This is a genomic window from Siccirubricoccus deserti (genome assembly GCF_014283215.1).
GTDB classification, from domain to species: Bacteria; Pseudomonadota; Alphaproteobacteria; order Acetobacterales; family Acetobacteraceae; genus Siccirubricoccus; species Siccirubricoccus deserti.
Genome location: NZ_JACOMF010000002.1, coordinates 12,662 through 38,139, shown reverse-complemented (window position 1 = coordinate 38,139; position 25,478 = coordinate 12,662). Strand labels below are relative to the sequence as shown.

Here is a 25,478-nt window from a genome sequence, read left to right as displayed (position 1 = left end):
CCTGTAACTGCGGCACATCGTTCTTATGTACTATTGGTTTTCATTTCCACGACGCAGACCATACGGAGGGGCGAACCGACGCAGCTGTGATCAGCCCATAGGCGGAGATGCCGAGGGCGACGGCCAGGAATTGCCCCTCCAGCCCCCAGCCGAGCCCGTCCGACAGCAGCCAGCCACCGCCAACCGCGATGGTGATTCGGGCGCAGGCTGCCACCGCCGGCCAGCGCATCCGGCCGGCGCCCATGGAGGCGAAGTACAGCGCCATGCCGATACCGAACCCCGGCAGGGCCGGGCCGATGATGGCGATCGCCCGCGTAGCGATGCCGGCGACTGCGGGGTCGCTGGCAAAGACCGCAGCGGTGGCCGCCGGGAAGACCGAGACGACCAGCCCGACACTGGTGGTGACCCCCAGTGCCAGCAGCCCGCCGGTCCAGGCGATGCGGCGCGCCGTGCCCCAATCCCCGGCCCCGACCGCCCGGCCGACCAGTGCGGTCAGCGCCGAGCCGACGCCGAAGGCCAGCGGCACCATCAGGAATTCCAGCCGCGCCGAGACGCCATAGGCGGCGACCGCCGCGGCGCCATGCCGGGCGATGGCGGCGGTGACCAGGATGGTGGTGAGGTTGGCGATGGTCGCCATGACACAGGCGATCAGCCCGACCGAGAGGATCCGCCGGAACAGCGCCGCCTGCAGCCGCACCCGGAGGGTCGGCACGAAGCCGGCGCCGCCGCGCAGCACCACCACCGCCATGCCGACGGTCGCCGCCGTCATCATCACGGCGAAGGCGATGCCGGCGCCGGCCAGGCCGAGGCCGGCCGGCTCCATCAGCGCCCAGGCCAGCGGCGGATAGCCGATCCAGGCCAGCAGCAGCACGCGCGACGCCAGCGCATGCCGCCCACCGCCGCGCAGCACGGAGGCGAGGGTGTTCGCCAGCCAGGCCGGGATCGCCCCGGCGCCGAACAGCCAGGCGCAATAGGCCGCCGCCCCCGCCGCCGCATCCGGCCCGCCGATCAGCCCGAGGATAGCGTGCGGAAACCCGGCCAGCACCACGCTGAACACCAGCCCGAAGCCGAGGGCGATGACCACCGCATGCAGCACCAGCGCCGAGGCTTCCTCTCGCCTGCCGGCGCCCAGCGCCCTGGCGATGGCCGAGACCACCCCGCCGCCCATGGCGCCGGTCGACATCTGCTGCAGCAGCAGGGCAAAGGGCAGCACCACCGCCCAGCCGGCCAGGGCGGCGGTGCCCTGGCGGGCGGCCAGCACCGGCTCCACCAGTTGGCAGAGCGACTGTATCACCGCGACAAGGGTGGTCGGCGCCGCCAGCGCCAGAACCCGGCGCAGCAGCACGCCCCAGCCGGTGGGGGCGGCGATCGCCCCAGGGGCCGCCCCGGGAGCGGCGAGGCTATCGACCACGGTCGGTCTCCCCGAAGCGGGCACGGAGGGCCTCGCCGGCGCCGGGGCCGGGCAACACCCGCACCTCCTCGGGCCGAAGCGGGGTGCCGGCGGCGGAGAGCACCGGCCGGGCCACCACGGGCTGGCCGGTGGCGGATTCCTCCAGTACCACCGGCGGGCCCTCCGGCCCGGTCATCCAGCGGTCGGCCCAGGCCTTCAGCGCCAGATAGGCGGGGAAGAAGTCGCGGCCCTTCTCGGTCAGGCGGTATTCGTGGCGGGCGCCGTCGGAGAGCGGAACGCGCTCCAGCAACCCATGGCCGGTCAGGTCGCGCAGCCGGGCCGAGAGGATGTTGGGGGCAATGCCGAGGTTGCGCTCGAACTCGTCGAAGCGGGTCGTGCCATAGAAGCACTCCCGCAGCACCAGCATGGCCCAGCGCTCGCCGAGCACGGCCATGGAGCGAGCAACGGGGCAGCGCATGCGGGTGAAGTCGATCCGGCCCATGGGGTCTTCCTGGCACAGCTTGCGATATGCAAGCATTCCAGCTTGCGTTGTGCAAGCATTCCGCAAGGGGCCAGCGGCCGGCCCGGCGCCGGATTTACCGTCCGGCCGGTTCCGGCCAGCCCCGATCCGGTCTAGACCCCTGGGACATGCGGCGCCTGGCGCTTGAAAACCCAGGGCGCAGGTGCATCTGCACGATCGGTGCCCGAGGGCAGAGGAGCAGGAATGCAGCGGGTTGCGGTGGTGCTCTTCAACCTCGGCGGGCCAGACCGGGCCGAAAGCATTCGCCCCTTCCTGGAAAATCTCTTCACCGACCCTGCCATCCTGCGCGTGCCGGGCTTCATCCGGTCCTGGCTCGGCCGCTTCATCGCCCGCCGGCGCACACCGACCGCCACCGAGAACTACGCCGTGCTCGGCGGCCGCTCCCCGCTGCTGGAACTGACCCAGGCGCAGGCGGCGGCACTGCAGGCGGCGCTGGCCGGCGCCGATGCCGAATACCGCTGCTTCATCGCCATGCGCTACTGGCACCCGATGAGCGACGCCACGGCGCGGGAGGTCGCGGCCTGGGCACCGGATTCGGTGCTGCTGCTGCCGCTCTACCCGCAGTACTCCACCACCACCACCGGCAGCAGCATCGCCGCCTGGACGGCGGCCGCACAGCGGGCCGGGCTGGCGGTACCGACCACCACCCTCTGCTGCTACCACTCCGACCCGGGCTTCGCCGAGGCGACTGCGGCCCTGCTGCGCACCGCCCATGCCGAGGCGCGGGCGAAGCTGCCGGCGGCGGTGCCGCTGCGCATCCTGTTCTCTGCCCACGGCCTGCCTGAGACCTTCGTCCGCCAGGGCGACCCCTATCAGTGGCAGGTGGAGAGAACCGTGGCCGCGGTGATGGCGCGGCTCGGCGAGCTGGACCACGCCATCTGCTACCAGTCCCGCGTCACTCCGCAGAAATGGCTCGGCCCAAGCATCGAGCAGGAGCTGAAGCGCGCCGCCGCGGACAAGGCGGCGGTGCTGGTCTGCCCCATCGCCTTTGTCTCCGAGCATTCCGAGACACTGGTGGAGCTGGACGTGGAATACCGGGCGGAGGCCGAGAAGCTGGGCGTGCCAGCCTATTTCCGGGTGCCGGCGCTGAACAGCGATGCCGGCTTCATCGCCGCGCTGCGCGATCTGGTGCTGCAGGCGCGGTCCGGCGGCCGGGCGCTGCGCAGCTTCGCCGGCGCCCGGCAATGCCCGAAACCCTTCGGCGGCTGTCCGCACGGCAAGCTACGGGCCGGGGCGAAGGAGCCGGCGTGACCCTTCCCAAAGCCGTGCTGTTCGACTGCGACGGCGTGCTGGCCGACAGCGAGGGCCTCGCCAGCCGCGTCGTCGCCGAGGAATTGACCGTGCGCGGCTGGCGCATCTCCTCGGCGGAATGCCAGGAGCTGTTCCTCGGCATGTCGATCACCACCATGCTGCCGGTGATCGAGGCCCGGGTCGGGCCGCTGCCGGCGGGCTGGGTCCGCGACGTCGCCGACCGCATCGGCCGGATGGTCGAGGAGATGCTGGAGCCGATCCCCGGCGCGCCGGCGGCGCTGGCGGCGGTGGTGGCCGCCGGGGTGCCGGTGGCGGTCGCCTCCAACTCCACCGCGGCGGAGCTGCGGGTGAAGCTGGCCCGGCTGGGAATGACCGCGATCTTCGGCCCACGGGTCTTCAGCTTCGAGGATGTGGCACGGCCGAAGCCGGCGCCCGACATCTATCTGGCCGCCGCCGCCGCCTGCGGCGCCGCCCCGGGCGATTGCGTGGTGGTGGAGGATAGCCTGCTCGGCGCCCGCGCTGGCATCGCCGCCGGCTGCCGGGTGCTGGGCTTCGCGCGGGAGACGGATGCGCGGGTGCTGGCGGCAGTCGGCGCCCGGACCTTCACGCGGATGGCGGAATTGCCCGGGCTGCTGGGGCTGAGGGAGGACAAGGCATGAGGGCTTGGCGCGGGCTTGGGCTGGCGGGTGCGCTGCTGCTGCTGGCGGCGGCCGGCGAGCCCCCGGCGGCGGAGCGCGTGGTGCCTGGTGGCAGATCCGGCTGGGCGACGGATGGCGCCGGCGGCTGCTGGGTCTGGGTCGGCGGGATCGAGGCCGGCGCCTCGGAGGTCACCGCCCGCTGGTCCGGCACCTGTCCGGAAGGCCCGGCCGAGGGCACCGGCCGCTCCGACATTCGCTGGCGGGTCGGCGGCAAGGATCGGTCGATGGAATACGAAGGCACGCTGATTCGCGGCAAGGCGGAAGGCCCGGGCCGGCTGACCACGCGGGAGGCCGGCCAGGTCATCGCCATCGAGGAGGGCGAGTACCGCAACGACCACCTGGCCAAGGGGCGGCTGGAGATGAGCCGGATCGGCTTGGTGTACGAAGGCGGAATGCGGGCCGGCCAGCCGCAGGGCCAGGGCAGGCTGACCCTGCGCGGCCAGGTGTTCGAAGGCGAATGGCAGAACGGCTGCCTGGAGCTGCAGGGCCGCTGGATCGCCTTCACCCGCCCGGCCAGCAGCTGCCAGGGCGAGGATACGTGACGCTGGATGCCCTGGCGCCCGCCTACCCCTGGGTAAAGGCGCTGCACCTGATCTCGGTCATCGCCTGGATGGCCGGGATGCTTTACCTGCCCCGGCTGTTCGTGAACCACTACCGCGCCCCGGCCGGCTCCCCCCAGGCGGAGATGCTGCAGGGGATGGAGCGGCGGCTGCTGCGGGCTATCATGAACCCGGCGATGATCCTGGTCTGGCTGCTGGGCATCACCCTGGTGCTGACCCCGGGTGTGGTCGATTGGCGGGCCGGCTGGTGGCACACCAAGCTGCTCAGCGTGGTGGCAATGACCGGCGTGCACCACCATCTGAGCGCGAGCCGCAAGGCGCTGGCGCAGGAGGACCGGCGGCATTCCGAGCGTTACTGGCGGGCGATGAACGAGGTGCCGACCCTGCTGATGATCGTGATCGTCATCATGGTGATCGTGAAGCCGTTCTGACAGCGGGGCCTGGCCCCTCTTCAGAAAATCATTGACTCCGCCCCCGCGGATAGCCAGTTGACGATTGGCGGGGCGATCCCTAGGGTCGCAACGCTTCCTGGGCCAGCCGGCGTCACGCACCGCGCGATCCCTACCTCCCTCCTCCTCCTCGGGACATTCGCCGGCCGAAGGCCCCGACCCTCTCCGAATGATTCGGATGGCGGTCGTGTTCTCGGCACCGGCGGACCGGCCGGGGTCATCCCGCGGCCTGCCGCGCGGCCCCCGGCTTCACTGGCCCGGTTTCACTTGGGACGGTCCCGTCCCCTCGCATCCGGACGCACTGCGCCATGCATCTTTCCGAACTCAAGGCCAAGACCCCCGCGGACCTGCTCTCCTTCGCCGAGGAGTTGCAGATCGAGAACGCGTCCTCGCTGCGCAAGCAGGACATGATGTTCGCGATCCTGAAACAGCTCGCCGACAACGACCAGGCGATCTACGGCGAGGGCACGCTCGAGATCCTCTCGGACGGCTTTGGCTTCCTGCGCAGCCCGCAGGCGAACTTCCTGCCCGGGCCCGACGACATCTACATCAGCCCCGCCCAGGTGCGGCGGTTCGGCCTGCGCACCGGCGATACGGTCGAGGGCCAGATCCGCGCGCCGAAGGATGGCGAGCGCTACTTCGCGCTGCTGAAGGTCAACGCCATCAACTTCGAGCCGCCGGAGGCGCTGCGCCACCGGATCAACTTCGACAACCTCACCCCGCTCTATCCCAACCGCCGCCTGCACATGGAAAACGCCGAGGCGGAGGCGGTCGGCAAGGGGCCAACCAAGGACTACACCCACCGGGTCATCGACCTGATCGCGCCGATCGGCATGGGCCAGCGGGCGCTGATCGTGGCGCCGCCGCGCACCGGCAAGACGGTGATGCTGCAGAACATCGCCAAGTCGATCACCGCCAACCACCCCGATGTCTTCCTGATGGTGCTGCTGATCGACGAACGGCCCGAGGAAGTCACCGACATGGCCCGCACCGTGCGCGGCGAGGTGGTGGCCTCCACCTTCGACGAGCCGGCGACGCGGCACGTGCAGGTGACGGAGATGGTGCTGGAGAAGGCCAAGCGCCTGGTCGAGCACAAGCGCGACGTGGTGATCCTGCTGGATTCCATCACCCGGCTCGGCCGCGCCTACAACAGCGTGGTGCCGAGCAGCGGCAAGGTGCTGACCGGCGGCGTGGACGCCAACGCCCTGCAGCGGCCGAAGCGCTTCTTCGGCGCGGCGCGCAATATCGAGGAAGGCGGCTCCCTGACCATCATCGCGACCGCGCTGATCGACACCGGATCGCGCATGGACGAGGTGATCTTCGAGGAGTTCAAGGGCACGGGTAACTCCGAGGTCATCCTTGACCGCAAGCTGTCCGACAAGCGCACCTTCCCGGCGATCGACATCACCAAGAGCGGCACCCGCAAGGAAGAGCTGCTGGTGGATCGGCCGACCCTGGCGAAGATGTGGGTGCTGCGGCGGATCCTGAACCCGATGGGCACGCAGGATGCGATGGAATTCCTGCTGGACAAGCTGAAGTACAGCAAGACCAACCAGGATTTCTTCGACGCGATGAATACCTGATATCAGCGGCCCTGAACCTTGCCAGGTTCAGGGCCGCCTCAAAGCCGGGCGGCCCGCATCCGTGAGCCTTGGCTTCGCACCACCGGGTGCGGCGCGCAGAAATACGCTCGAGTGGGTCATGGAACCGGCTGGTTGACTTAAGGCTCGCCCGGAAGCGATCAGATCTGCACCGGCCGCGTCACCCTGTCGCCGCCGCCCGCAGCCCCTCTCTCAACAACCGCTGGTCGGCCGGGCAAACCCGCGCCAACCGCTGGTACTCCGCCGCGGTGTCGATGCCCCGGTGCCCTGCCTCCCGGGCTTTTCGCATGCCGGCCAGCGAAGGCTCCAGCGCCCGCCGCAGCCCCTGCTGCAGCGATGCCATCGCCTCCTCCAGCGTCGCCCCGCGGCCCTCCGCCCGCGCCGCCCAGGCCTCGGCCGCGCCGCGCGCCCGCTCCGCCGCCGCCCGCAGGGTCCGCCGGTTCACCGCCACATGCCTTCGCTCATGCGCCAGCACCTCGCGGTACAGGCAGCTGCCCTCCGGCAGCTCGCGGGCGATGCGCAGCAGGTGCTCGGTCTGCACCAGGGTCAGCGTCACTCGCGCCGGCACCGCGCAGACCCCGCCGGCGGTGTTGCGGTAGCGCGTCTCGATCTCGCTCTGCCACTCGACGCGGGAGGTGGTTAGGCCAAGGTGGTGCAGCGTCTCGCTACGTGGCTGGCCGGTCTCGCCATGCAGCGCGTCGATCCCCAGCTCATGGCCCACCACAGGCTCCGGGTCCACCACGGAAAGCCGCAGGCGCGGCTCCGCCGACGGGCAGCCGCCATGCGCCCGGGCAGCTCCTGCCAGCCCCAGCGCCAGCAGCGCCGCGCCGGCCGCGGTGGCGGCGCGGCCTAGAGCCATCCCTTCCGCTTGAAATAGAAGATCGGCAGCACCGCCGAGACCACCATCACCCCCAGCGCCATCGGGTAGCCGAACTCCCACTGCAACTCAGGCATCACCCGGAAATTCATCCCGTAGATGCTGGCGACCAGGGTCGGCGGCATCAGCGCCACGCTGGCCACGGTGAAGGTCTTGATGATCGCGTTCTGCTCGACGTTGATGATGCCGAGCACCGCATCCAGCAGGAAATTCGCCTTGCTGTTCAGGAAGTTCGCGTGCTCCACCAGCGACCGCACGTCGCGCACCAGCGACTTGATCAGCGCCTGGTTCTCCCGCCGCACCGCCGTCGCCTTCTCGGCGCCGACGAAGGTCAGGATACGCGACAGGCCGAGCAGCGTCTCATTCGCCCGCGTCGTCACCTCCCCGACCTGGCCGAGGGTGATCAGCGCGCCCTTCAGGTCGGCGTCCTTGGTGGTTGCCTTCACCTTGGCGCGGGCGGTGCGGAAGGCGGCCTGGCTGGCGCGGTCCATGTCGGCCCCGACGCGCTCAAGGATGTCGGCCAGCCGGTCCACCACCTGCTCGAACAGGTGCAGCATCACCCCATCGGCGGTGCCCAGCAGCATCGCCGGCGTGCGCTGGCAGCGGGCGCTGAACACCGCGAAGGCCTTGGGCGTGGCGTAGCGAACCGTCACCAGCTGGCTGTTGCCGAGCACGAAGGTGATGGCGGTGGAGCCCAGCTCTCCCCCATCCACGCCGTAGAGGAAGGGCGCGGTCAGGAACAGCGTATCGTCTTCCTTGTAGAGGCGGGAGGAGCTTTCGATCTCCTGCATCTCTTCCCGGGTCGGGATCTCGAGCCGGAGCGCGTTCTGGACCTGCTGCTCCTCCTCCGGGGTCGGGGTCAGCAGGTCGATCCAGACGGCGCGGCGCAGCGCCTCGGTATCCTGCGCACCTTCCCGCACCACGAGGTGGCCGGTCTCGATGGTGTAGGTCGTGAGCATGCACGTCTCCCGGCCGGACGGCGTGTCCGGCTTCTAACCTGCGATCGCCCCAGGTGGAAACACCCGAGGCATGAATCGGCGGCCACGCAACGTCAGGAAATGTTTTGCCCGCGCCATCGCGTCCCAGGGGCCACAGCCCTGCCGGATCGACAGGATGGATGCCGCGATGCGCGTGGCGCGGTGCGATGCCCGGGCCGCTACCGCGGCAGCCCGAACCGTGCCGCGACCTCCGGGAACGCCGCCGCCTCGGGGTGCCGGCCGGCCGGGCGCGTGCCATCCGCCGGCCGGACCAGCTGGCAGGTCAGCAGCCCGGCCTCGCGCGCCGCATCCAGCTCCTCCGCCACATCCGAGAGGAAGAGGATCTCGCCCGGGGGCTGCTGCAGCGCCGCGGCGATGGCCGCGTAGCTGGCCGCCTCCCGCTTGGCGCCGATGCGGGTGTCGAAAAAGCCGGCGAGCAGCGGGGTCAGGTCTCCGGCTTCGGAATGGCCGAACAGGTCACGCTGTGCCTCAACCGAGCCGGAGGAATAGATCGCCAGCCGCACCCCGCCGGCCGCCCAGGCCCGCAGGCAGGCCGCCACATCGGGCCAGAGATGCCCCTTCAGCCTGCCGTCGGCGTAGCCCTGGTGCCAGATCAGCCCCTGCAACGCCTTCAGCGGCGTCACCTTGGCATCCGCCGCCATCCAGCCACGGAGCGTCTCCGCCGGCGACTCGGCCGGCGCGGCACGCTGCACCTCGGCGAGGATCTCCCGCACCGCCGGCGCGTCGCCATGCGTCGCCAGGAAGCCGTCCAGCGCCTCGGCGGCGAAGGGAAAGAGCCGGTCCTTGACGAAGGCGATGCTGGTGGTCGTGCCCTCGATGTCGAGCAGCACCGCCTTCGGCATGGCCACCTAGGCCGCGACTGGGAAGCGCTGCGCCATGTCCGTGCCGGTGAACTCAGCCACCCAGCCGGCCGGGTCGGTGAAGACCCTGAGCGCGGTGAAATACGGCTTCTCTCCGGCGTCGAACCAGTGGCGGGTGCCGGCCGGCACGCTCAGCAGGTCGCCCTGGACGCAATGCGCATCCCACACCTTGCCATCGACATGCAGGACGAAATCGCCGCTGCCGCGGACGAAGAAGCGCACCTCATCCTCCGAGTGGGTATGCTCGTTGAGGAATTTCTCGCGCATCGCCGCAGCCTGCGGGTGGTCGGGCGTCAGGCTGACGACATCGGCCGAGCCGGCGCCGATCTCGCCCATCAGCTTGTCCAGCCAGGGGCGGTAGGCGGCCAGGATGGCGTCGTTGTCGGCGCCATCGGGCACCGCCACGCCTTCCCAGCGCTCGAAGCGCACGCCGATCGGGGCCAGCGCCTGGGCAATGGCGGTGGGGTCCTCGGTGCGCAGGATTTCCCGGCCGCTCGCGGCCTCCCACACGGTCAGACGGCTTGTCATGCGATCCTCCGTTGCTCCATTTCGCACGCCAGCATGAATTCCAGCGCTTCCAGTCGCATCAGCGCGGCCGGCATGTCGGCGCCCCAGACATAAATGCCATGGCCACGGATCAGGTAGCCGGGCACCACCGCCTCGGCCTGCCGCCAGCGCTCCCCGACCGCGGCCTGCAGGCGGGGTATGTCCTGGTCGTTGTCGAACACCGGCAGGGTGATGGTGGCGTCATGTGTCGGCAGGCCGGGGAAGGCCTTCAGCAGCTCGTAGCCGCTGAGCCGGATGGCATCGCCGCCGAGGCGCGACAGCACGGTGACCGCCACCGAATGGCCATGCAGCACCGCTCCGGCTTCGGGGAAATGCCGATAGATGCCGCAATGCAGGCCGGTTTCGGCGGAGGGACGGTCACCCTGCCGCTGCGGCGCACCGTCCAGGTCGACCTGGATCACGTCCTCCGGCTCCAGCAGACCCTTGTGGCCGCCAGAGCGGGTGATGGCGATCAGGCCAGGCGAGAGCCGGACGGAGAGGTTCCCGGCGGTGGCCGGTACCCAGCCATGACGATCCATGCGCCGTCCCGCCGCGATGATCGCGGCGGTGGCGAGGCTCATTCCATCCGCACCGGCACCGGGCCGGACCCAGCCCAGCGCGCCGGACATGGGCGGCTCAGGCGGCCGGGCGGCTGGTGGTCGCGTGCGGCTGCGACGCCGCCTGGGTAGCGCCGGGGCCCTGGATGCTGCCGCCGGGCGGCGTTGCCGCGGGCGGCGCGCTTTCGGCCAGCGACGCATCCGGCTCGTCTTCCTTCATGTTCTTCTTGAAGGACTTGATGCCGGTGGCGAGGTCGCCCATCAGCCCGCTGATCTTGCCGCTGCCGAACAGCAGCAGGACCACGAGCAGCACGACGACCCAGTGCCAGATGCTGAAGGAACCCATTGTGACGCCCCGATGAAACCGTGTGTGTCACCGCGCGCGGCGGTGCTGTGCCGGGCTGGACAGTAGTGTGCCGGCCCCTATGGCGCAAACAGGGAGATGGTCTCGCGAGGACGTCGAAGCAACAGGGGCGGTCGCGGAATCCGGCGCGCACGGACAGCCTTGCCGACCGTTGCCAATACTCCCGAATGCCGGAACGGTCCGCATAAGTATGATTCGGGCACTGAGCCGGGTGTGATGGCGCCGTGCCTTCCGAAGCGGGCCGCCTAGGTCTCCGCCCTGATTCCCAACCGCGCGATCAGCCCGCCCCAGCGCACTGCCTCGGCGGCGATGAAGCTGGCGAACTCCGCCGGGCTGCTGCCCACCACCTCGAACCCCGCCGCCTCCAGCGCCGCCCTGGTCTGCGGCACGGCGAGGGCGCGCTGCGTCTCCGTCGCCAGTCGGGCCACCCGCTCCGCCGGCATGCTGGCCGGGGCAATCAGCCCGTTCCAGGCATAGCTCGCGGCATCCGCCAGCCCGACCTCGGCCAGGGTCGGGACGTCGGGCGCCTGCGGCAGCCGCGCCTCCGCCGTCACCGCCAGCGCCCGCACCCTGCCCTCGCGGATCTGCGGCAGGATGCCGGCACTGATCAGCACCAGCGCCTGGATCCGTCCCGCCATCAGGTCCAGCACCGCCGGCGGGAAGCCGCGATAGGGCACGTGCAGCAGGTCCAGCCCGCTTCGCGCCATGATGTCGACCATCGCCAGATGGCTGCCGGAGCCGGAGCCGACCGAGCCGAAGGCGAGCTTGCCCGGATTGGCCTTCGCATGGGCGACGAAGCCGGCGAAATCCGGCGCCGGCACATCCGGGTGGATGACCAGGATCTGCGCCCCGCGCAGCAGCAGCGAAACCGGCGCCAGGTCGCGTGCCGGGTCGTAGGGCAGGTTGGGGAACAGCGCCGGGGCGGTGCTGAGCGGGCCGTTGATCGAGACCCCGATGGTGTGGCCGTCGGTCGCCTTGGCGACCGCATCGGTGCCGATGTTGCCGCCGGCGCCGGCCTTGTTCTCCACCACGCAGGGCTGGCCGAGCACCTGACCCAGATGCGTCGCCACCGCGCGGCCGGCGATGTCGGGGGTGGAGCCGGCCGGGAAGGGCACGATCAGCCGCAGCGGCCGGTCTGGCCAGGCGGGCTGGGCCTGCCCCTGAGCCGGCAGGGCAAGCAGGATAGGGGCGGCGAGCAGGGCGCGGCGGGCGAGGCGCATAAGCAGGGGTCTCCGGCGGGGGCGGTGCGCTGGCAGCACGCCGATCGCCGGGAGGTAACGCCTCCCGCCTTAGCCGTCGAGCCGCCCGCGCCTGCCCATCAGCTGCCGCCGCAGCCGGCCGGAAACCAGATCGATCACCGCCACCATCGCAAGGATCAGCAGGATGATGAAGGAGACCACCGGCCATTCCAGGGTCCGGATCATCTCCGCCAGTTGCAGCCCGATGCCGCCGGCGCCGACGATGCCGATGATGGTGGAGGAGCGGACATTGGATTCGAAGAAATACAGCACCTGCCCGGCCAGCACCGGCAACACCTCCGGCAGCACGCCGAAGCGCAGCCGGGTGAGCCCGCCGCCGCCGGCCGCCACCACCCCTTCCTGCGGCTTGCGGTCGGCCGCCTCGATCGCCTCGGAGAAGACCTTGCCGAAGGTGCCGATGTCGGAGGTGAGAATGGCCAGCACGCCCGCAAAGGGGCCGAGGCCGACGATGCCGACCCAGATCAGCGCCCAGATCAGCGCGTCGACGCCGCGGATGCCGTCCAGCACCCGGCGCGCGGCGAAGCGTACCAGCCCGTGCAGGGTGGCGTTGCGGGCGGCAAGGAAGCTGACCGGCAGGGCGATCAGCGCCGCGCCGAAGGTGCCGAGGAAGGCGATCGCCAGCGTCTCCGCCAGCGCCCGCAGGATGCCCGCCAGATTGGCCGCCGAGCCCGGGTCGGGCGGCAGCATCAGCGCCAGGAAATGCAGCATCCGGCCGAAGCCGGTGGCCAGCCGTGCCGGCTCGATGTCGAGGCGCCAGATGCCGAAGGCCAGCAGCAGCGTGCCGCACAGCACCACACCCAGCACCGTGGCGCGGGACGTCGTCACCTGCCGGAACACCGCCGGGTGGCTGTCGCGCAGCGCCGGCAGCCGGTCCAGCGCCGCGGCGCGGAGCGGGGTCATGCGCGGCCCTCCAGCAGGCGGCGGCGGAGCGCGCCGGTCGCGGTGTCGATGACCATGACGCTGAGGATGATGAGCAGCAGCAACGCCGCGACATCGTTGTAATAGAACTTCCGGATCGCCTCGATCAGCTCCTGGCCGATGCCGCCGGCGCCGACGAAGCCCAGCACCGCAGCGCCGCGGAGATTCACCTCAAACCGCAGCAGCGCATAGCCGGTGAAGCCGGGCAGCACCTGTGGCACCACCGCGAAGCGGGCCATGGCTGACCAGCCAGCGCCGGCGGCGACCGCACCTTCCACCGGCTTCAGGTCGATGTTCTCGACGATCTCGGTAAGCTGCTTGCCCAGCGCGCCGATGGTGTGGAGCGCGATGGCCAGCACCCCAGGCAGCGGGCCAAGGCCGAAGGCGATGACGAAGACGAGGGCGAAGACGATCTCCGGCACCGTCCGACAGAACTCCAGCACCCGCTTCACCACCCAGCGCAGCGCCGCACCGCGGGTGATATTGGCGGCGGAGAGCAGGCCGAGCAGGAAGCCACCGGCGGCGCCGAGCACGGTGCCGACATAGGCCATCAGCAGCGTGTCGCCGAGCAGCGCCAGCCAGTGCTGCAGCCCCCATAGCCATTCCGCCGGATCCATCCAGACCCGCTGGCCGGCATGGGCGCCGGCCTCCAGGGTCAGCAGCCGGTCGAAATAGCCGAAGAAGCGGCCGCCATGCGTCCAGAGTGTCTCCGGCTGGACCTGCGCAACCCAGCCGCTGAGTAGCGCCAGGGCCAGCAGCACCACGGTGGCGCAGAGATGGCGCAGGCGGTCCTGCCGCCGCGCCTCCTCCACCGCAACCAGCAGCGGGGCCAATTGCCTCCCCGGCAGGCGGGGCAGCAGGGGAGCGGGACGCAAGGGCTCAGCCGCGATGGCGGCGCAGGCCGTCGACGAAGCGGTTCAGCTCGATGATCGGCTGATAGGCGGCGTTGTCCACCGCAACCCAGGGCCGCTGCTTGCCATCGACCAGCCGCTCGAACAGTGCCGGCTCCTTCGCCGGCAGCTCCAGCACCGCGGTGCGGATGGCGGCGCGAAGCTCGGCCGGCAGGGTGGTGAGATAGGCGGTGGGCGAGTTTACGATCTGCTCGGATTTGAAGATGATGCGGAAATCCTCCGCCTTCACCATGCCCTTGCGCGCCATGCGCAGCAGATTGCTTTCCTGCTCGTCGTTCCACCAATTGGCGGCAATATCGACGGTACCCTGGTTCAGCGCGATCACCGCGTTCTCATGGCTGCCGGTGTAGACGACGCGGCCAAAGAACTGCTCCGGGTTGATCCCCATCTTGTTCATCGCAAAACGCGGCACGTTGTTGCCGGAGGTGCTGTTGGGATCGACCAGGCCGAGATTTTTGCCGCGCAGATCCTCGATCTTCTGATAGCTGGAGTCCGCCTTCACGTAGAAGACCGAATGATAGCCCTTGCTGCCGTCGAGGTTGACCTCGATGGCGAAGGCCTCGACCGGCACGCCGATCATCAGCGCCCGGGCGAAGGAGGAGGGGCCGTACTGGCCGATATGGATGTTGCCGGCGCGCTGGCCCTCGATCAGCGCGGCATAGTCATTGGCGATGCGCAAGGTCACCTTGGTGCCCAGCGCCTTCGCCAGGTATTCGACGAAGGGGGTGTAGCGGTTGAGCACGCCGGCGGCGTTCTCCGCCGGGATCACGGCGAAGACCAGCTCGGGGTAGGCGGCGCGCCAGGGCTGGGCGGCGGCCGGGCGGATGGCGGCACCCGCGAGGGCGGCGCCGAGCAGGCTGCGGCGGTTGAACATGCGGGAATGCTCCAGAGGTGTTGGTCGTTCAGGCATCGGCCAGGGCCGGCACGGCCCCGACCACCTCGGCCGCTTCCAGCCCGTAGAGCCGGCGGGCGACGGCATCGGTCAGCGCCTCCGGCGGGCCGTCGAACACCAGCCGGCCGGCGGTGAGCCCGACCAGCCGGTCGCAGTAGCGCCGCGCCAGATCGAGCGAATGCAGGTTCACCAGCACGGTGATGCCGTAGCGGCGGTTGATCTCCGCCAGCGCATCCATCACCAGCTGCGTGTTGCGCGGGTCGAGCGAGGCGACCGGCTCATCCGCCAGGATGATCGCCGGCTCCTGCACCAGGGCGCGGGCGATGGCGACGCGCTGCTGCTGGCCGCCAGAGAGCGAACCCGCCTGCTGCGGCGCCAGCGCGCCCATGTCGAATTGCTCGAGCGCCGAAAGGGCGATGGCCCGCTCCTCCTCCGACCACAGCCGCAGCAGGGCCCGCCAGGACGGCACGTGGGAAAGCCGGCCGACCAGCACATTGGTCAGCACGTCGAGCCGAGGGACGAGGTTGAATTGCTGGAACACCATGGCGCATTGCCCGCGCCATTGCCGCAGCGCGCGGCCGCGCAGCGCCGTCACCTCGCGCCCGTTCCAGCGGATGCGGCCTTCCGAGGGATCGGTCAGCCGGTTGATCATCCGCAGCAGGGTCGATTTCCCGGCCCCTGAGCGGCCGATGACGCCCACCATCTCGCCCGGCCCGATCGCCAGCGAGACGCAGTCCACCGCCGTCATGGCGCCGAACCGGCGCGTCAGACCTTCCAGCTCCAGCATCCCCATCTCCCGCGTTGCGGGGGCTGTAGCAATCCGCTGTGACGCTTGGATGACAGCGCAGTGACATGCGTATTGCGTCGGGCACGGTGTGCTGCGGGCGCGGAGGGCGGTGACGCAGGGGGGGGCGTTCAGGGGCGGCGGGGGTTACGGTAAATGGGGAAGCCATATCCCAGCGCTGGATCAACATGCGGGCGACCGGCGGTGCCTGGTCCGAATTTCCCACTCCCATCGTCCGGATAGGCGATCGCTACGGCGTGCGCCGCGGCGCCATGCGACCGTGTTCACTCAGGTGCCAGAAATCCACGCTGACTTCGCGCGCATGCTGCGGAGTCGAATATCCGGTGGCGGCACAATCGAGGATCTGCTGCACGGCAGGCGGATAGCCCCGTGCTGCGCATATCCTTCCTCCTCGTGCCATTGCTTGCCGTGGTCCTTGGCGGCTGCATGCAGCTCGTGCCGTCGCGCATCACGGATGTGCAATGGACTGTTTTGAAGGCCGGAGAGGCACCACCACTGCCGGGTTCGGCCGGCAACGATCCGCCACGCGAGCTGCTTTTCGTCCATCTCCGCACTCGCTGGAACCTCGCGGTTCTTTGGCGTCTGCGTGCGATGACCGCCGTCGCCAAGATCTGCCTCTGCGATTTCGGTCGGTCCAACATCAGAGAGTTGGTGAGCAATCTTGTCCGGCGAGAGGACACTCTCCTGCGGAAAGCCAGACCATCAGCTTGGCGGATCGGTACGGCATCACTATAAGATCAGGATAAGCGTCCGTTCCTGCCTCTACATTATGCGGCCCTACGGTGGGCACGGCGCCGGCCCGCCCATGACCTGCAGCACATCAACGAGGTCTCTGCCTCAATATCGTTGGCGGTGCGATGCCTGCCGCCCAATACTGTTCCAGTACCATCCGCATCCCTGCCGCCGCCATCCGCGCCGCGCTGGACCGCGCCGGGCAGTAGCCGCGCCCGCCGCCCGCTGCCATCATCCCCCCAACGACACCAAAGGGGGGAACCGCCATGCCCGAAGCGCCCGATGCGGCCACCGTCGCCACGGTCCACACCACCGATGTGCTGGTGCTCGGCGCCGGTTCCGCCGGCTGCGTCATCGCCACCCGGCTGTCGGAGGACAGCACCACCCAGGTGGCGCTGATCGAGGCCGGGCCGGCGGCCTGGCGTGATCCCTGGATCCGCATCCCCGCTGGCTTCGCCCGGCTCTACGCCAGCGGCAAGTACGACTGGCGCTTCCATACCGAGGCGGAGCCGGGCCTGGACGGCCGCAGCATCCACTGGCCGCGCGGCAAGGTGGTGGGCGGCTCCGGCGCGGTGAACGGGCTGGTCTTCCTGCGCGGCTCACCCCGCGACTACGACCGCTGGGCGCAATCCGGCGCACGTGGCTGGAGCTATGACGACGTGCTGCCCTTCTTCAAGCGACTGGAGACCTGGTCCGGCGAGCCCTCCGAGGAGCGTGGCACCGATGGCCCGATCCACGCTGCCGAGGCGCGGCATACCTCGAAGGGCGCGCAGGCCTTCATCGATGCCGCCCTGGCGATGGGACACAAGCGGGTGAAGGATTTCAACGGCGCCTGGCATGAGGGCGCCGGGCCGATGCAGATGAACGTCAGGCGTGGCATGCGCAGCCATTCCGGCGACATGTTCCTCAAGCCTGCCCGCACCCGCTCCAACCTGCGCATCATGCCGGAGCGTGCCATCCAGCGGCTGCTGTTTCAGGGCAGGCGCTGCATCGGCGCGCTGGTGCGCGGGCCGGCCGGGCTGGAACGCTGGGAAGCGCGGCGCCAGGTGGTATTGAGCGCCGGCGCCATCGGCACGCCGCAGATCCTGATGCTGTCCGGCATCGGCGATGGCGCGCATCTCCAGGACCACGGCATTCCGGTGCTGGTGGAATCGAAGGGCGTCGGCCAGAACCTGCAGGACCATTTCCTGCAACGCATGCGCTACCGGGTGAAGCCCTGCGGCACGGTGAACGAGCTGGTGCGCGGCCCCATCGGCAAGCTGCGCATGGCGGCGCGCTACGCCTTCGACCGGCGCGGGCCGATGTCCATCGGCGCGGCGGAGGCCAACCTGTTTGCCCGCGTGCTGCCCGGCGCCGAGGAGCCGGACATGCAGTACCTCTTCGTCAATTTCACCGTCACCACCTACGACCAGGGCCCCGACCCCTGGCCCGGCTTCATGTTCAGCGCCTGCCAGTGCCGCCCGGACAGCCGCGGCACCATCACCCTGCGCAGCGCCTCCCCCGACGACAAGCCGGTAATCCGCGCCAATTACCTGGAAGCGCCGCATGACCAGCGGCTGATGGTCGAGGGGGTGAAATACGCCCGGGCGCTGGCCGCCCAGCCCCCGCTGGCGGCGCTGATCGAGGAGGAGCTGACCCCCGGCGCCAAGGTGACGACGGATGAGGAGATCCTCGCCCACATCCGTCGCGACGGCGGCACCGTCTATCACCCCTGCGGCACGGCGCGGATGGGCGAGGATGCGCTGGCGCCGGTCGACAGCGGGCTGCGGTTAAAAGGGGTGGAGGGGTTGATGGTGGCGGATGCCAGCGTGATGCCGCTGGTGCCGTCCTCGAACATCCAGCCGGCGGCGCTGATGATCGGGGAGCGGGCGGCGGCGCTCCTGCGGCAGGGGTAGAGAAGGGCTGCCTGCGGAACGGAATGCCGCGGACCGCACCGGCAGCGCCACACGACTCCGGCACGAGACTGTTTCAGACCTACCGAAGCCGATATCCAAGCTTGGAGGTGCACGGTCATCATGGCAGGCTTCAACAGACGCCAAACCCGGCATCGAGCACTGTTCCGTTGCACGATAAGGTAGGTTTGCAAAAACAAACGAAACGGGAGGAACGAAGATGCAGAACGCCACAAGGCGCCACGTTCTGAAGGCTGCGGCCGGCGCCGCCGTCTACGGCCTGGCCGCCCCGGCCTTGGCAACCGCCCAGACCCTGCCTCCACACGAGCGCGAGCTCTATGAGGCGGCCAAGCGCGAAGGCGAGATCACCTGGTATTCCGGCCAGTACAGCGCGGAGGGGTCGGAAGCCGTCGGCCGCGCCTTCACCGAACGCTATCCCGGGGTACGGTGCAATGTCGTCCGCAGCACCTCCCAGGTCGCCTTCCAGCGCTTGTCGCAGGATGCCCGCGCCCGCGTCGCGCAATGCGATGTCTTCAGCTCGACGAATTCCGGGCACTTCACCCTGCTGAAGCGCGAGAACCGCCTGACCCAATTCCGCCCGCGCAATGCCGATGGGATGCTGGAGTCGATCCGCGTTGCGGATCCGGATAATTTCTACCAGACCACCTTCCTCGGCTTGTTTCAGCTCGGCCATAACACCCAGAAGGTGAGCGAGGCCGAGGCGCCCAAGAGCTGGACCGACCTGCTTGAGCCGAAGTGGCGCGACCAGCTCGCCGTTGGCCATCCGGGGTTCAGCGGCGCGATCGGCGTCTGGGCCGTGCAGATGCGCAAGATGTACGGCTGGGACTACTTCAAGCGGCTGGAGCAGAACCGTCCGCAGATCGGCCGGTCGAGCCAGGACCCGGTGACCCTGCTGAACGCTGGCGAGCGGACCGTCGGCGTCTGCGTGCCGGCGGGGACAACCTTGCTCAGCATCTCCCGCGGCAATCCGCTGCGGCTCATCTACCCCACCGAGGGCGTCCTCGCGACCATCGCGCCATCGGCCATCCCGCGCAACGCACCGCACCCGAACGCCGCCAAGCTGTTCATGGAGTACCAGGCCAGCAAGGAGATGTCCCAGGTGATCCGCGGCCTGTTCGCTGAGCCGCTGCGGCCAGATGTGCCTGGCCCGGAAGGCTCATTGCCGCTCGACCAAATCAAGCTGCTGACACCGACCCTGGAGGAACAGGAGAAGGGCGTGCCGGAAGTGCGCGAGCTCTGGCGCGACACCTTCGGCGTCTGATCCGCCCGGCCCTGCGGCATTGCTGCGCCCGCTGCGGCAGGGCCTCCATCACGGGCGGCCGGATGTCCACCGCATGACCAATTCCGCTACTGCGCTTCGCGAACCCGCAACCGGGTCGGCGGGCCGGCGCACCGGTCTTCTCGGCCGGCTGCGCCAGGTCGAACCGGTTGCCCTGGTCTGGCTGGTTCTGGTCCTCCTGCTCCTGTTCCTGGTGGTGGCGCCTCTGGCGAAGCTCTTCATGGTGAGCTTCGAGACGCAGGACACCGGCGCCTTCACCCTGTCCAACTATCTCACCGCCTATGGCCGGGCCCGCTACCTCGATGCCCTGGTCAACTCGCTGATCCTTGGCCTCACCTCCGCGACCATCTCGGTGGTACTGGCAGTGCCGATGGCCTGGGCGGTCTCGCGCACCGACATGCCGGGAAAGGGCATCACCTGGGCGGTGGTGCTCGGGGCCTTCGTCATGCCGCCCTATCTCGGCGCCATCGGCTGGATCCTGCTGGCCGGGCCGAATTCCGGCGTGGTTAACCAGCTCTGGCGCGCCATCACCGGCGCCGAGGGGGCATTCTTCAACGTCTACAGCTTCGAAGGCCTGTCGCTGGTCATCGCGCTGCACTCCTTCCCGCTGGTCTTCATCTTCGTGAAGGCGGCGCTCGACCTCGTTTCATCCGAAATGGAGGACGCCGCCAACATCCTCGGCGCTGGCACCTGGACGGCGATGCGGAAGGTTTCGCTGCCGCTGGTCTGGCCCTCCATCCTGGGCGCCTTCATCATCGTCTTCCTCGAGACCATCGCCCTGTTCGGCACGCCGGCGATCATCGGCATCCCGGCACGCATCAATGTGGTGACGACCCAGCTCTGGCAGTTCTTCGAATACCCCGTGCGGGTCGAGGTGGCCGCCGCCTATGCCATGCCGCTGCTGCTGATCACCATCGGCATGATCGTGGTGCAGAAGCTGATGCTCGCGCGGAAGGGCTTCGTCTCCCAGACCGGCAAGGGCGGCGAGCGGCGGGTCATCAAGCTGGGCCCCTGGCGCTGGGCGCTGTTCGGCTGGTGCGCCTGCGTCGGCGCCCTGTCCGTCGCGATGCCGCTGCTGATCCTGGTGCAGGCCTCCTTCGCCAAGGCCTGGGGGCGCGGCGTCAGCCTCGACAACTTCACCCTGCGAAACTACCAGCTGCTGCTGTTCGAGCATGAGATGGCGATGACCTCCATCTGGAACACCATCTGGTTCTCCGCCGCGGCCGCGACCCTTGCCGTGCTGATCGCGCTGCTGGTCGCCTATATCGTGAACCGGCGGCTGGTTCCCTTCGGCGAGGCGCTCGGCTTCCTGGCCATGGCGCCCTTCGTCATCCCGGGCATCGTCATGGCGATCGGCTTCTACGCCGCCTATGCCTCGCCGCCACTGGCGCTGTACGGCACCGCCGCCATCATCATCTTCGCCTTCACCGCGCGCTTCCTGCCGATCGCCTATGCGAATTCGTCGGCGGCGATACGTGCCGTGCACCCGGAGATGGAGGAGGCCGCGCGCATCCTGGGCAGCGGCCGGCTGCACGCGATCTCCCGCGTCACCGCGCCGCTGATCAAGAAGGCCCTGCTGGGCGGCTGGCTGATCGTCTTCATCGTCGCCTCGCGGGAGCTTTCGGCGGCGATCTTCCTGGTTGGGCCGCGCACGCGGACCATGTCCGTCCTGCTCTACGACCTGAGCGAGGCCGGCAATTTCGAGGTGCTCGCCGCCTTCGGCGGGCTTCTGCTGCTGATCACCCTGGTGTTCGTCGCCATCGGCATGAAGCTGGTCGGCCGCGACTTCATGCTGCGGAGAAGCTGAGGATGTCCCGCCTTTCCCTTCGGGGTTTGACCAAGGCCTATGGCAAGCTGACGGTCGTCGACCACATCAACCTGACCCTGGTGGAGGGCGAGTTCGTGTCCCTGCTGGGCCCATCCGGCTGCGGCAAGACGACCACCCTGCGCATGATCGCGGGCTTCGTCGAGCCCACGGCCGGCACGGTCGAGATGGGCGGGAAGATCATCTCTGCGCCCGGGGCGGTGATGCCGCCCGAGCGGCGGCAGATGTCGATGATCTTCCAGAGCTATGCGATCTGGCCGAACATGACGGTGGAGGAGAACGTCGCCTTCGGCCTGAAGCTGCGCAAGCTGCCCGCGGAGGAGGTGCGCCGCCGCGTGGCGGAGATCCTGGGCGTGGTGCAGATGGGGCACCTCGCCGGGCGCTACCCGGCGGAGCTGTCGGGCGGCCAGCAGCAGCGCGTGGCCCTGGCGCGGGCGATCGTGGTGAAGCCCGATGTGCTGCTGCTGGATGAGCCGCTATCGAACCTCGACGCCAATCTGCGCGAGGAGATGCGCTTCGAGATCCGCCGCGTCCATGACGAATTCCGCATCACCACGGTCTATGTGACGCATGACCAGGCCGAGGCGATGGCGACTTCGGACCGGATCGCCGTGATGAATGCCGGCCGCATCGAGCAGGTGGACGCCCCCCACCTGCTCTATACCCGGCCAAGAACCCGCTTCGTGGCCAGCTTCATCGGCCGGACCAATCTGCTGGAAGCCAGGCTGGAGAATGGCGACATCCGGTGCGACGGCTTCGCCATGAAGGCCTTGCAACTCGACCCCGCGATGGGCGGCGCCAACCGCCCCATTCTGCTGTCCGTCCGGCCGCAGAGCATCGGGCTGCACTGCGGCAGGCCAGGCAACGGGGACGGGCGCCCGGTGATCCCTGGTGTCATCGCGCAGCGGGTGTTCCTGGGCGAGACCTGGGACTACGTCATCCAGCCGGCGGGCAGCGACATGCGGCTCCGCGTGACCGCGCCACCGCTGCAGGTCCACGAGGTCGGTGATCCCGTCTGGATGCAATTGGACCCGGCGCAGGTGGCGATCGTCGAGTAGGCGCGCGGCGCCGCCCGGTCAGGCCGCCGCCTCCTCCCCCGTCCCGAACAGCGCCGCCAGCCGTGCCTGCTGCCGGCGCAGCTCCTGCGCCAGCGGCAGGTGCACCGGGCGGCGGCCATGCTTCGGCTCCATCTCCAGCAGCCCGTTCGGGCAGTAGCGGTCATTGTCCCAGCCCGGGTGGCTCAGCACCGGATAGAGGCAGATGCCCTCAACCGGCACGCCGGCCTCCAGCGCGGCGATCACCTCATCCGCCACGTAGCGCAGCCACAGCGCGCGGCGGTCGCCCTCGATGCTGGTTTCGGCGACGAAGATCGGCCGCTGGAAGCGCGCATGCACCCGTGCCAGCAGCGCCCGCAGCGGCACCCAGCGTTCGTCGAACACCGAAAGTGGCGCGGCGTCGCGGCCCTCGTGCAGCCACCACTGGTTGTTCCAGTAGAAATTCACCCCGATGGCGTCCAGCATATCCTCGCTGCCGCCCAGCTCCGGCGCCTGGCGGCCCAGCAGCATGTCCCAGGCTTCCCACATGCCGGCGTTGCGCCGTTCCGCCGGCTCGATGTCGGCGTCGACATTGGGCCGGCCGACGGTGTTGATCAGCGGCTCCACCGCGAACACCCGGGTACCGGGTACCAGCTGGCGCATGGCGCGCGTCGCGGCCAGGGTCGCGGCCACCGCCTGGCGCTTCACCTCCGGCCCGCGGCCATTGGTGCAGGGATTGAAATGGCCGGTCTCGCCGCCGGCCCAGGCGAGGAAGGAGATCTCGTTCAGCGGGCAGAGCGTCGGCGCGGCGCCGGTCTCGGCCCGCGCCAGCTCGGCGAAGCGGGCGGCGTATTCGGCGAAGCGCGGGGCGAAATCGGCCGAGAAGATGTCCAGCCAATCCGGCCAGCCGTAATGGCAGAGGTCCCAGACCACCTGGGTGCCGGCGCGCTGCGCCGCGTGCAGCATCGGCAGCACCGCCGACCAATCGTACTGGCCGGGGCCGGCGGCCTGCACCAGGTGCCAGCGCACCCCGTCGCGCACCGCGCGGATGCCGTGCTCGGCGACCTGCCGGTAATCCTCCTCGGCCAGCAGGTCGTGGCGGGTGGCGGCGATGAGATCGAGGCGGCGCCCGTCATTCCGGCGATGCGTCGAGCATTCGAAACCGCCGAGGAAGAAGCTGCGGAACAGGCTGGGTCGGAAGGTCACGCTCGCATCCGTGCATTGTGGAAGGGACGGCATTCAGGCCGCGCCGCGGTGGAATCGGCTCCGACGGCGGCAGCAATCCCCGGGCGGCCAGGGCATCTTACCATGGACGCAACCGGCAACATCCAGCGCGCCGTGTGGTTCCGCACGCCGCCACCCTGCGGTGCGCGTGGCGGAGCCGATTGCCGCAACCCGCGCGTGGGTCGCGGCGCTGCATTCCTGCCGTACCGCGATTGCCGATTCCTTGCCGGGCGCCGGCCTATTCCGCGCGCCGCCGCACCTCCACCCCGGCCCAGCCTTCCATCATGCGGATGACGGTGGAGATGTCCTGCTCCGGCCCCTCCGCCACCGTGGCAAGCCGCCAGACCCGGGCGGCCTGTTCCAGCGTCCACATCGGCACCTTCATCGCCCCCGCCTCGGCGATGCCGAGCGAGACATCCTTGTCGAGGATCGCCATGGCGGCGCCGAAGCGGAACTCGCCGGCAAGCATCGTCTCCATCACCCGCTCGCTCACCATGCTGCGGCCGGTGCCGGCGTTCAGCATCGCCACCATGGTGTCGGCATCGAGCCCGGCCTTGGCGCCCATCACCAGCGCCTCGCAGGTGGAGACCATGTTGGCGGCGAAGACCAGGTTGTTCACCAGCTTCATCACCTGCGCCTGACCCGGCGTCTCCCCCAGCACGAAGACCCGGGCGCCGATGCGCAGCTGCCAGGGGCGCAGCGCCGCCACCGCCGCCGGATCGCCGGCCGCCAGCATCGCCAGGGTGCCGGCCCGCGCGCCGGCCGGGCCGCCGCTGATCGGCGCATCCACCATGGCGATGCCACGCGCCGCCATGCGGGCGGCGATGGCCTCCACCGTGGCGCGGCCGATGGTGGACATCTCGGCGTAGACCCTCACCGCGCGTCCCTCGGCGGCGTCGGCGGCGACCGCCTCGCTGACCTTGCCGCTCGGCAGGCAGGCGAAGACGATAGCCGCGGCGTCCGCCACCGCCCGGGCCGAGGCATGGCCGATGGCGCCGCGGGCGGTGAACTCGGCCACCGCCTCCGGCCGCGGGTCGAAGACATGCAGCCGTACATCCGGCCCGAACAGCCGCTCGGCCATCGGCGCCCCCATCTGGCCGAGACCGATGAAGCCGATATCGGCGATGTTCGCGCTCATGCCACCACCACCCCGCTGTCAATCGGCAGGATGCTGCCGGTGGTGATGCGCGCCTCGTCCGAGGCGAGGTAAAGCGCGGCATGCGCCACATCCAGCGGCTCGCCGAGGCCGAGCAGATGCTGGTCGGCGACCTGCTTGACGCCGTGGCTTTCCGCCAGCAGCCGCTTCACCCGGTCGGTCATGGTGACGGAGGGGGCGATGGCATTCACCCGCACCCCCTGGCGGCCGTATTGCACCGCCAGCGAGCGGGTCAGCGCGGCGATGCCGCCCTTGGCGGCCGTGTAGCAATCCCGCCCCTCGAAGCCCATCAGCGCCACGGCCGAGGCCATGTTGATCACCGATCCGCCGCCGGACCGGATGATCTCCGGTATGCCGAAGCGGCAGCCAAGGAAGGTGCCGAACAGGTCGAGGGTGATGGCCCGCCAGAATTCCTCCAGCGGCACATCGACCACGTTGGAATCAACCAGGGTGGAGCCGCCGGCATTGTTGTGCAGCACATGCAGCCCACCCCAGTGCTGCGCCGCCTTGCGGATGGATGCCTCGATGCTCTCCGGCACCCGCACGTCGGTGGTGATGGCGATCGCCTGTCCGCCCGCGGCCTGGATGCGCTGCGCCGTCTCCTCGCCGCTCGCGGCGTCGATCTCGGCGATCGTCACCCGCGCGCCTTCCCGCGCGAAGACTTCGGCGGTGGCCCGGCCGATGCCGGTGCCAGCACCGGTGATGAAGGCCGCCTTGCCTGCGAGCCGTGCCATGGCCCATGTCCTCCCCTGATGTTGAGGCATCATGGAAGCAGGCGCGGCCGCGCGACAAGCCAGGGCGGATCGCAGTCCGCCTGGGATTGCGATCCGCCCTGGCC

The 25,478-nt window shown here is 69.8% G+C and carries 26 protein-coding genes; 10 read left to right on the top strand and 16 right to left on the bottom strand.

Going from position 1 to position 25,478, the window contains the following annotated elements; translation table 11 throughout:
• Positions 1-40: 40 nt before the first annotated feature.
• On the bottom strand, positions 41-1,411 hold the full coding sequence (locus tag H7965_RS01855) for an MATE family efflux transporter (RefSeq protein WP_186768833.1): 1,371 nt from the start codon (positions 1,409-1,411) through the stop codon (positions 41-43).
• Positions 1,401-1,892, bottom strand: coding sequence for a winged helix-turn-helix transcriptional regulator (locus H7965_RS01850; RefSeq protein WP_186768832.1), 492 nt, complete (start codon positions 1,890-1,892; stop codon positions 1,401-1,403). The genes H7965_RS01855 and H7965_RS01850 overlap by 11 nt, the downstream gene beginning before the upstream one ends.
• 222 nt (positions 1,893-2,114) lie before the next feature.
• Here H7965_RS01850 and hemH point away from each other — a divergent pair, with 222 nt between their 5' ends.
• The 5 genes from hemH to rho all read left to right on the top strand — a co-directional run bounded on the left by hemH (position 2,115) and on the right by rho (position 6,472).
• On the top strand, positions 2,115-3,182 hold the full coding sequence (hemH, locus tag H7965_RS01845; RefSeq protein WP_186768831.1) for a ferrochelatase: 1,068 nt from the start codon (positions 2,115-2,117) through the stop codon (positions 3,180-3,182).
• On the top strand, positions 3,179-3,841 hold the full coding sequence (locus H7965_RS01840) for an HAD family hydrolase (RefSeq protein ID WP_229682389.1): 663 nt from the start codon (positions 3,179-3,181) through the stop codon (positions 3,839-3,841). Before hemH ends, H7965_RS01840 begins: the two co-directional genes overlap by 4 nt.
• Positions 3,838-4,422, top strand: coding sequence for an MORN repeat-containing protein (locus tag H7965_RS01835; RefSeq protein ID WP_186768829.1), 585 nt, complete (start codon positions 3,838-3,840; stop codon positions 4,420-4,422). The genes H7965_RS01840 and H7965_RS01835 overlap by 4 nt, the downstream gene beginning before the upstream one ends.
• On the top strand, positions 4,419-4,871 hold the full coding sequence (gene hemJ, locus H7965_RS01830) for a protoporphyrinogen oxidase HemJ (RefSeq protein ID WP_229682388.1): 453 nt from the start codon (positions 4,419-4,421) through the stop codon (positions 4,869-4,871). Before H7965_RS01835 ends, hemJ begins: the two co-directional genes overlap by 4 nt.
• A 326-nt stretch (positions 4,872-5,197) precedes the next feature.
• Positions 5,198-6,472, top strand: a complete 1,275-nt coding sequence (gene rho / locus H7965_RS01825; protein ID WP_186768827.1) for a transcription termination factor Rho — start codon at positions 5,198-5,200, stop codon at positions 6,470-6,472.
• A gap of 178 nt (positions 6,473-6,650) precedes the next feature.
• Here the strand turns inward: rho and H7965_RS01820 are convergent, their stop codons facing one another.
• The 11 genes from H7965_RS01820 to phnC form a co-directional block, all read right to left on the bottom strand.
• Entirely contained in the window at positions 6,651-7,349 is a 699-nt protein-coding gene (locus H7965_RS01820; protein WP_186768826.1) for a hypothetical protein, read from the bottom strand.
• Complete coding sequence (gene corA / locus H7965_RS01815; RefSeq protein WP_186768825.1) at positions 7,340-8,326, bottom strand: magnesium/cobalt transporter CorA; 987 nt, start codon at positions 8,324-8,326, stop codon at positions 7,340-7,342. The genes H7965_RS01820 and corA overlap by 10 nt, the downstream gene beginning before the upstream one ends.
• A 197-nt stretch (positions 8,327-8,523) precedes the next feature.
• Positions 8,524-9,207: an acireductone synthase gene (gene mtnC / locus H7965_RS01810; RefSeq protein WP_186768824.1), complete on the bottom strand. Its 684-nt coding sequence runs from the start codon at positions 9,205-9,207 to the stop codon at positions 8,524-8,526.
• 6 nt (positions 9,208-9,213) lie between these two features.
• Positions 9,214-9,753: a 1,2-dihydroxy-3-keto-5-methylthiopentene dioxygenase gene (locus H7965_RS01805; protein WP_186768823.1), complete on the bottom strand. Its 540-nt coding sequence runs from the start codon at positions 9,751-9,753 to the stop codon at positions 9,214-9,216.
• Positions 9,750-10,400 carry a methylthioribulose 1-phosphate dehydratase gene (locus H7965_RS01800; protein ID WP_390624545.1) on the bottom strand — a complete coding sequence of 217 codons (651 nt, stop codon included), beginning with the start codon at positions 10,398-10,400 and terminating at the stop codon, positions 9,750-9,752. Before H7965_RS01800 ends, H7965_RS01805 begins: the two co-directional genes overlap by 4 nt.
• A gap of 7 nt (positions 10,401-10,407) precedes the next feature.
• Positions 10,408-10,674 (bottom strand): twin-arginine translocase TatA/TatE family subunit, encoded by a 267-nt coding sequence (locus H7965_RS01795; protein WP_186768822.1) that lies wholly within the window; start codon positions 10,672-10,674, stop codon positions 10,408-10,410.
• A 263-nt stretch (positions 10,675-10,937) separates the two neighbouring features.
• Positions 10,938-11,912, bottom strand: a complete 975-nt coding sequence (locus H7965_RS01790) for a Bug family tripartite tricarboxylate transporter substrate binding protein (RefSeq protein WP_186768821.1) — start codon at positions 11,910-11,912, stop codon at positions 10,938-10,940.
• A 69-nt stretch (positions 11,913-11,981) separates the two neighbouring features.
• Complete coding sequence (phnE, locus tag H7965_RS01785) at positions 11,982-12,851, bottom strand: phosphonate ABC transporter, permease protein PhnE (protein ID WP_186768820.1); 870 nt, start codon at positions 12,849-12,851, stop codon at positions 11,982-11,984.
• The gene (gene phnE / locus H7965_RS01780) at positions 12,848-13,702 is read right to left on the bottom strand and encodes a phosphonate ABC transporter, permease protein PhnE (protein ID WP_229682387.1); all 855 of its coding nucleotides are present in this window, start codon (positions 13,700-13,702) and stop codon (positions 12,848-12,850) included. The genes phnE (H7965_RS01785) and phnE (H7965_RS01780) overlap by 4 nt, the downstream gene beginning before the upstream one ends.
• Positions 13,703-13,748: 46 nt before the next feature.
• A complete protein-coding gene (gene phnD / locus H7965_RS01775; RefSeq protein WP_186768819.1) occupies positions 13,749-14,654 on the bottom strand; it encodes a phosphonate ABC transporter substrate-binding protein in 906 nt (301 codons plus the stop codon).
• Between the two features lie 28 nt (positions 14,655-14,682).
• Complete coding sequence (gene phnC, locus H7965_RS01770; RefSeq protein WP_186768818.1) at positions 14,683-15,459, bottom strand: phosphonate ABC transporter ATP-binding protein; 777 nt, start codon at positions 15,457-15,459, stop codon at positions 14,683-14,685.
• A gap of 387 nt (positions 15,460-15,846) precedes the next feature.
• Here phnC and H7965_RS01765 point away from each other — a divergent pair, with 387 nt between their 5' ends.
• The 5 genes from H7965_RS01765 to H7965_RS01745 all read left to right on the top strand — a co-directional run bounded on the left by H7965_RS01765 (position 15,847) and on the right by H7965_RS01745 (position 22,284).
• Complete coding sequence (locus H7965_RS01765; RefSeq protein ID WP_186768817.1) at positions 15,847-16,212, top strand: hypothetical protein; 366 nt, start codon at positions 15,847-15,849, stop codon at positions 16,210-16,212.
• Between the two features lie 263 nt (positions 16,213-16,475).
• The gene (locus tag H7965_RS01760; protein WP_186768816.1) at positions 16,476-18,104 is read left to right on the top strand and encodes a GMC family oxidoreductase; all 1,629 of its coding nucleotides are present in this window, start codon (positions 16,476-16,478) and stop codon (positions 18,102-18,104) included.
• Positions 18,105-18,321: 217 nt separating this feature from the next.
• Complete coding sequence (locus H7965_RS01755) at positions 18,322-19,383, top strand: ABC transporter substrate-binding protein (protein WP_186768815.1); 1,062 nt, start codon at positions 18,322-18,324, stop codon at positions 19,381-19,383.
• 73 nt (positions 19,384-19,456) lie between these two features.
• A complete protein-coding gene (locus H7965_RS01750; protein ID WP_186768814.1) occupies positions 19,457-21,208 on the top strand; it encodes an ABC transporter permease in 1,752 nt (583 codons plus the stop codon).
• 2 nt (positions 21,209-21,210) lie between these two features.
• Complete coding sequence (locus tag H7965_RS01745; RefSeq protein WP_186768813.1) at positions 21,211-22,284, top strand: ABC transporter ATP-binding protein; 1,074 nt, start codon at positions 21,211-21,213, stop codon at positions 22,282-22,284.
• An 18-nt stretch (positions 22,285-22,302) separates the two neighbouring features.
• Here the strand turns inward: H7965_RS01745 and H7965_RS01740 are convergent, their stop codons facing one another.
• The 3 genes from H7965_RS01740 to H7965_RS01730 all read right to left on the bottom strand — a co-directional run bounded on the left by H7965_RS01740 (position 22,303) and on the right by H7965_RS01730 (position 25,374).
• Positions 22,303-23,466 (bottom strand): glycoside hydrolase family 1 protein, encoded by a 1,164-nt coding sequence (locus H7965_RS01740; RefSeq protein WP_229682386.1) that lies wholly within the window; start codon positions 23,464-23,466, stop codon positions 22,303-22,305.
• 256 nt (positions 23,467-23,722) lie between these two features.
• Positions 23,723-24,622, bottom strand: a complete 900-nt coding sequence (locus H7965_RS01735; RefSeq protein ID WP_186768811.1) for an NAD(P)-dependent oxidoreductase — start codon at positions 24,620-24,622, stop codon at positions 23,723-23,725.
• On the bottom strand, positions 24,619-25,374 hold the full coding sequence (locus tag H7965_RS01730; protein WP_186768810.1) for an SDR family NAD(P)-dependent oxidoreductase: 756 nt from the start codon (positions 25,372-25,374) through the stop codon (positions 24,619-24,621). Before H7965_RS01730 ends, H7965_RS01735 begins: the two co-directional genes overlap by 4 nt.
• Positions 25,375-25,478: the final 104 nt, after the last annotated feature.

Excerpts from the sequence above, each read along its gene's own strand:
- H7965_RS01750 (WP_186768814.1), top strand. The coding sequence starts at position 19,457 with ATGACCAATTCCGCTACTGCGCTTCGCGAACCCGCAACCGGGTCGGCG.
- H7965_RS01790 (WP_186768821.1), bottom strand. The coding sequence starts at position 11,912 with ATGCGCCTCGCCCGCCGCGCCCTGCTCGCCGCCCCTATCCTGCTTGCC.
- H7965_RS01805 (WP_186768823.1), bottom strand. The coding sequence starts at position 9,753 with ATGACAAGCCGTCTGACCGTGTGGGAGGCCGCGAGCGGCCGGGAAATC.
- phnD (WP_186768819.1), bottom strand. The coding sequence starts at position 14,654 with ATGTTCAACCGCCGCAGCCTGCTCGGCGCCGCCCTCGCGGGTGCCGCC.
- H7965_RS01735 (WP_186768811.1), bottom strand. The coding sequence starts at position 24,622 with ATGAGCGCGAACATCGCCGATATCGGCTTCATCGGTCTCGGCCAGATG.
- mtnC (WP_186768824.1), bottom strand. The coding sequence starts at position 9,207 with ATGCCGAAGGCGGTGCTGCTCGACATCGAGGGCACGACCACCAGCATC.
- H7965_RS01755 (WP_186768815.1), top strand. The coding sequence starts at position 18,322 with ATGCAGAACGCCACAAGGCGCCACGTTCTGAAGGCTGCGGCCGGCGCC.
- H7965_RS01795 (WP_186768822.1), bottom strand. The coding sequence starts at position 10,674 with ATGGGTTCCTTCAGCATCTGGCACTGGGTCGTCGTGCTGCTCGTGGTC.
- hemH (WP_186768831.1), top strand. The coding sequence starts at position 2,115 with ATGCAGCGGGTTGCGGTGGTGCTCTTCAACCTCGGCGGGCCAGACCGG.
- phnE (WP_186768820.1), bottom strand. The coding sequence starts at position 12,851 with ATGACCCCGCTCCGCGCCGCGGCGCTGGACCGGCTGCCGGCGCTGCGC.
- H7965_RS01800 (WP_390624545.1), bottom strand. The coding sequence starts at position 10,400 with ATGTCCGGCGCGCTGGGCTGGGTCCGGCCCGGTGCCGGTGCGGATGGA.
- H7965_RS01835 (WP_186768829.1), top strand. The coding sequence starts at position 3,838 with ATGAGGGCTTGGCGCGGGCTTGGGCTGGCGGGTGCGCTGCTGCTGCTG.
- H7965_RS01820 (WP_186768826.1), bottom strand. The coding sequence starts at position 7,349 with ATGGCTCTAGGCCGCGCCGCCACCGCGGCCGGCGCGGCGCTGCTGGCG.
- H7965_RS01850 (WP_186768832.1), bottom strand. The coding sequence starts at position 1,892 with ATGGGCCGGATCGACTTCACCCGCATGCGCTGCCCCGTTGCTCGCTCC.
- phnC (WP_186768818.1), bottom strand. The coding sequence starts at position 15,459 with ATGCTGGAGCTGGAAGGTCTGACGCGCCGGTTCGGCGCCATGACGGCG.
- rho (WP_186768827.1), top strand. The coding sequence starts at position 5,198 with ATGCATCTTTCCGAACTCAAGGCCAAGACCCCCGCGGACCTGCTCTCC.
- corA (WP_186768825.1), bottom strand. The coding sequence starts at position 8,326 with ATGCTCACGACCTACACCATCGAGACCGGCCACCTCGTGGTGCGGGAA.
- H7965_RS01760 (WP_186768816.1), top strand. The coding sequence starts at position 16,476 with ATGCCCGAAGCGCCCGATGCGGCCACCGTCGCCACGGTCCACACCACC.
- H7965_RS01745 (WP_186768813.1), top strand. The coding sequence starts at position 21,211 with ATGTCCCGCCTTTCCCTTCGGGGTTTGACCAAGGCCTATGGCAAGCTG.
- H7965_RS01730 (WP_186768810.1), bottom strand. The coding sequence starts at position 25,374 with ATGGCACGGCTCGCAGGCAAGGCGGCCTTCATCACCGGTGCTGGCACC.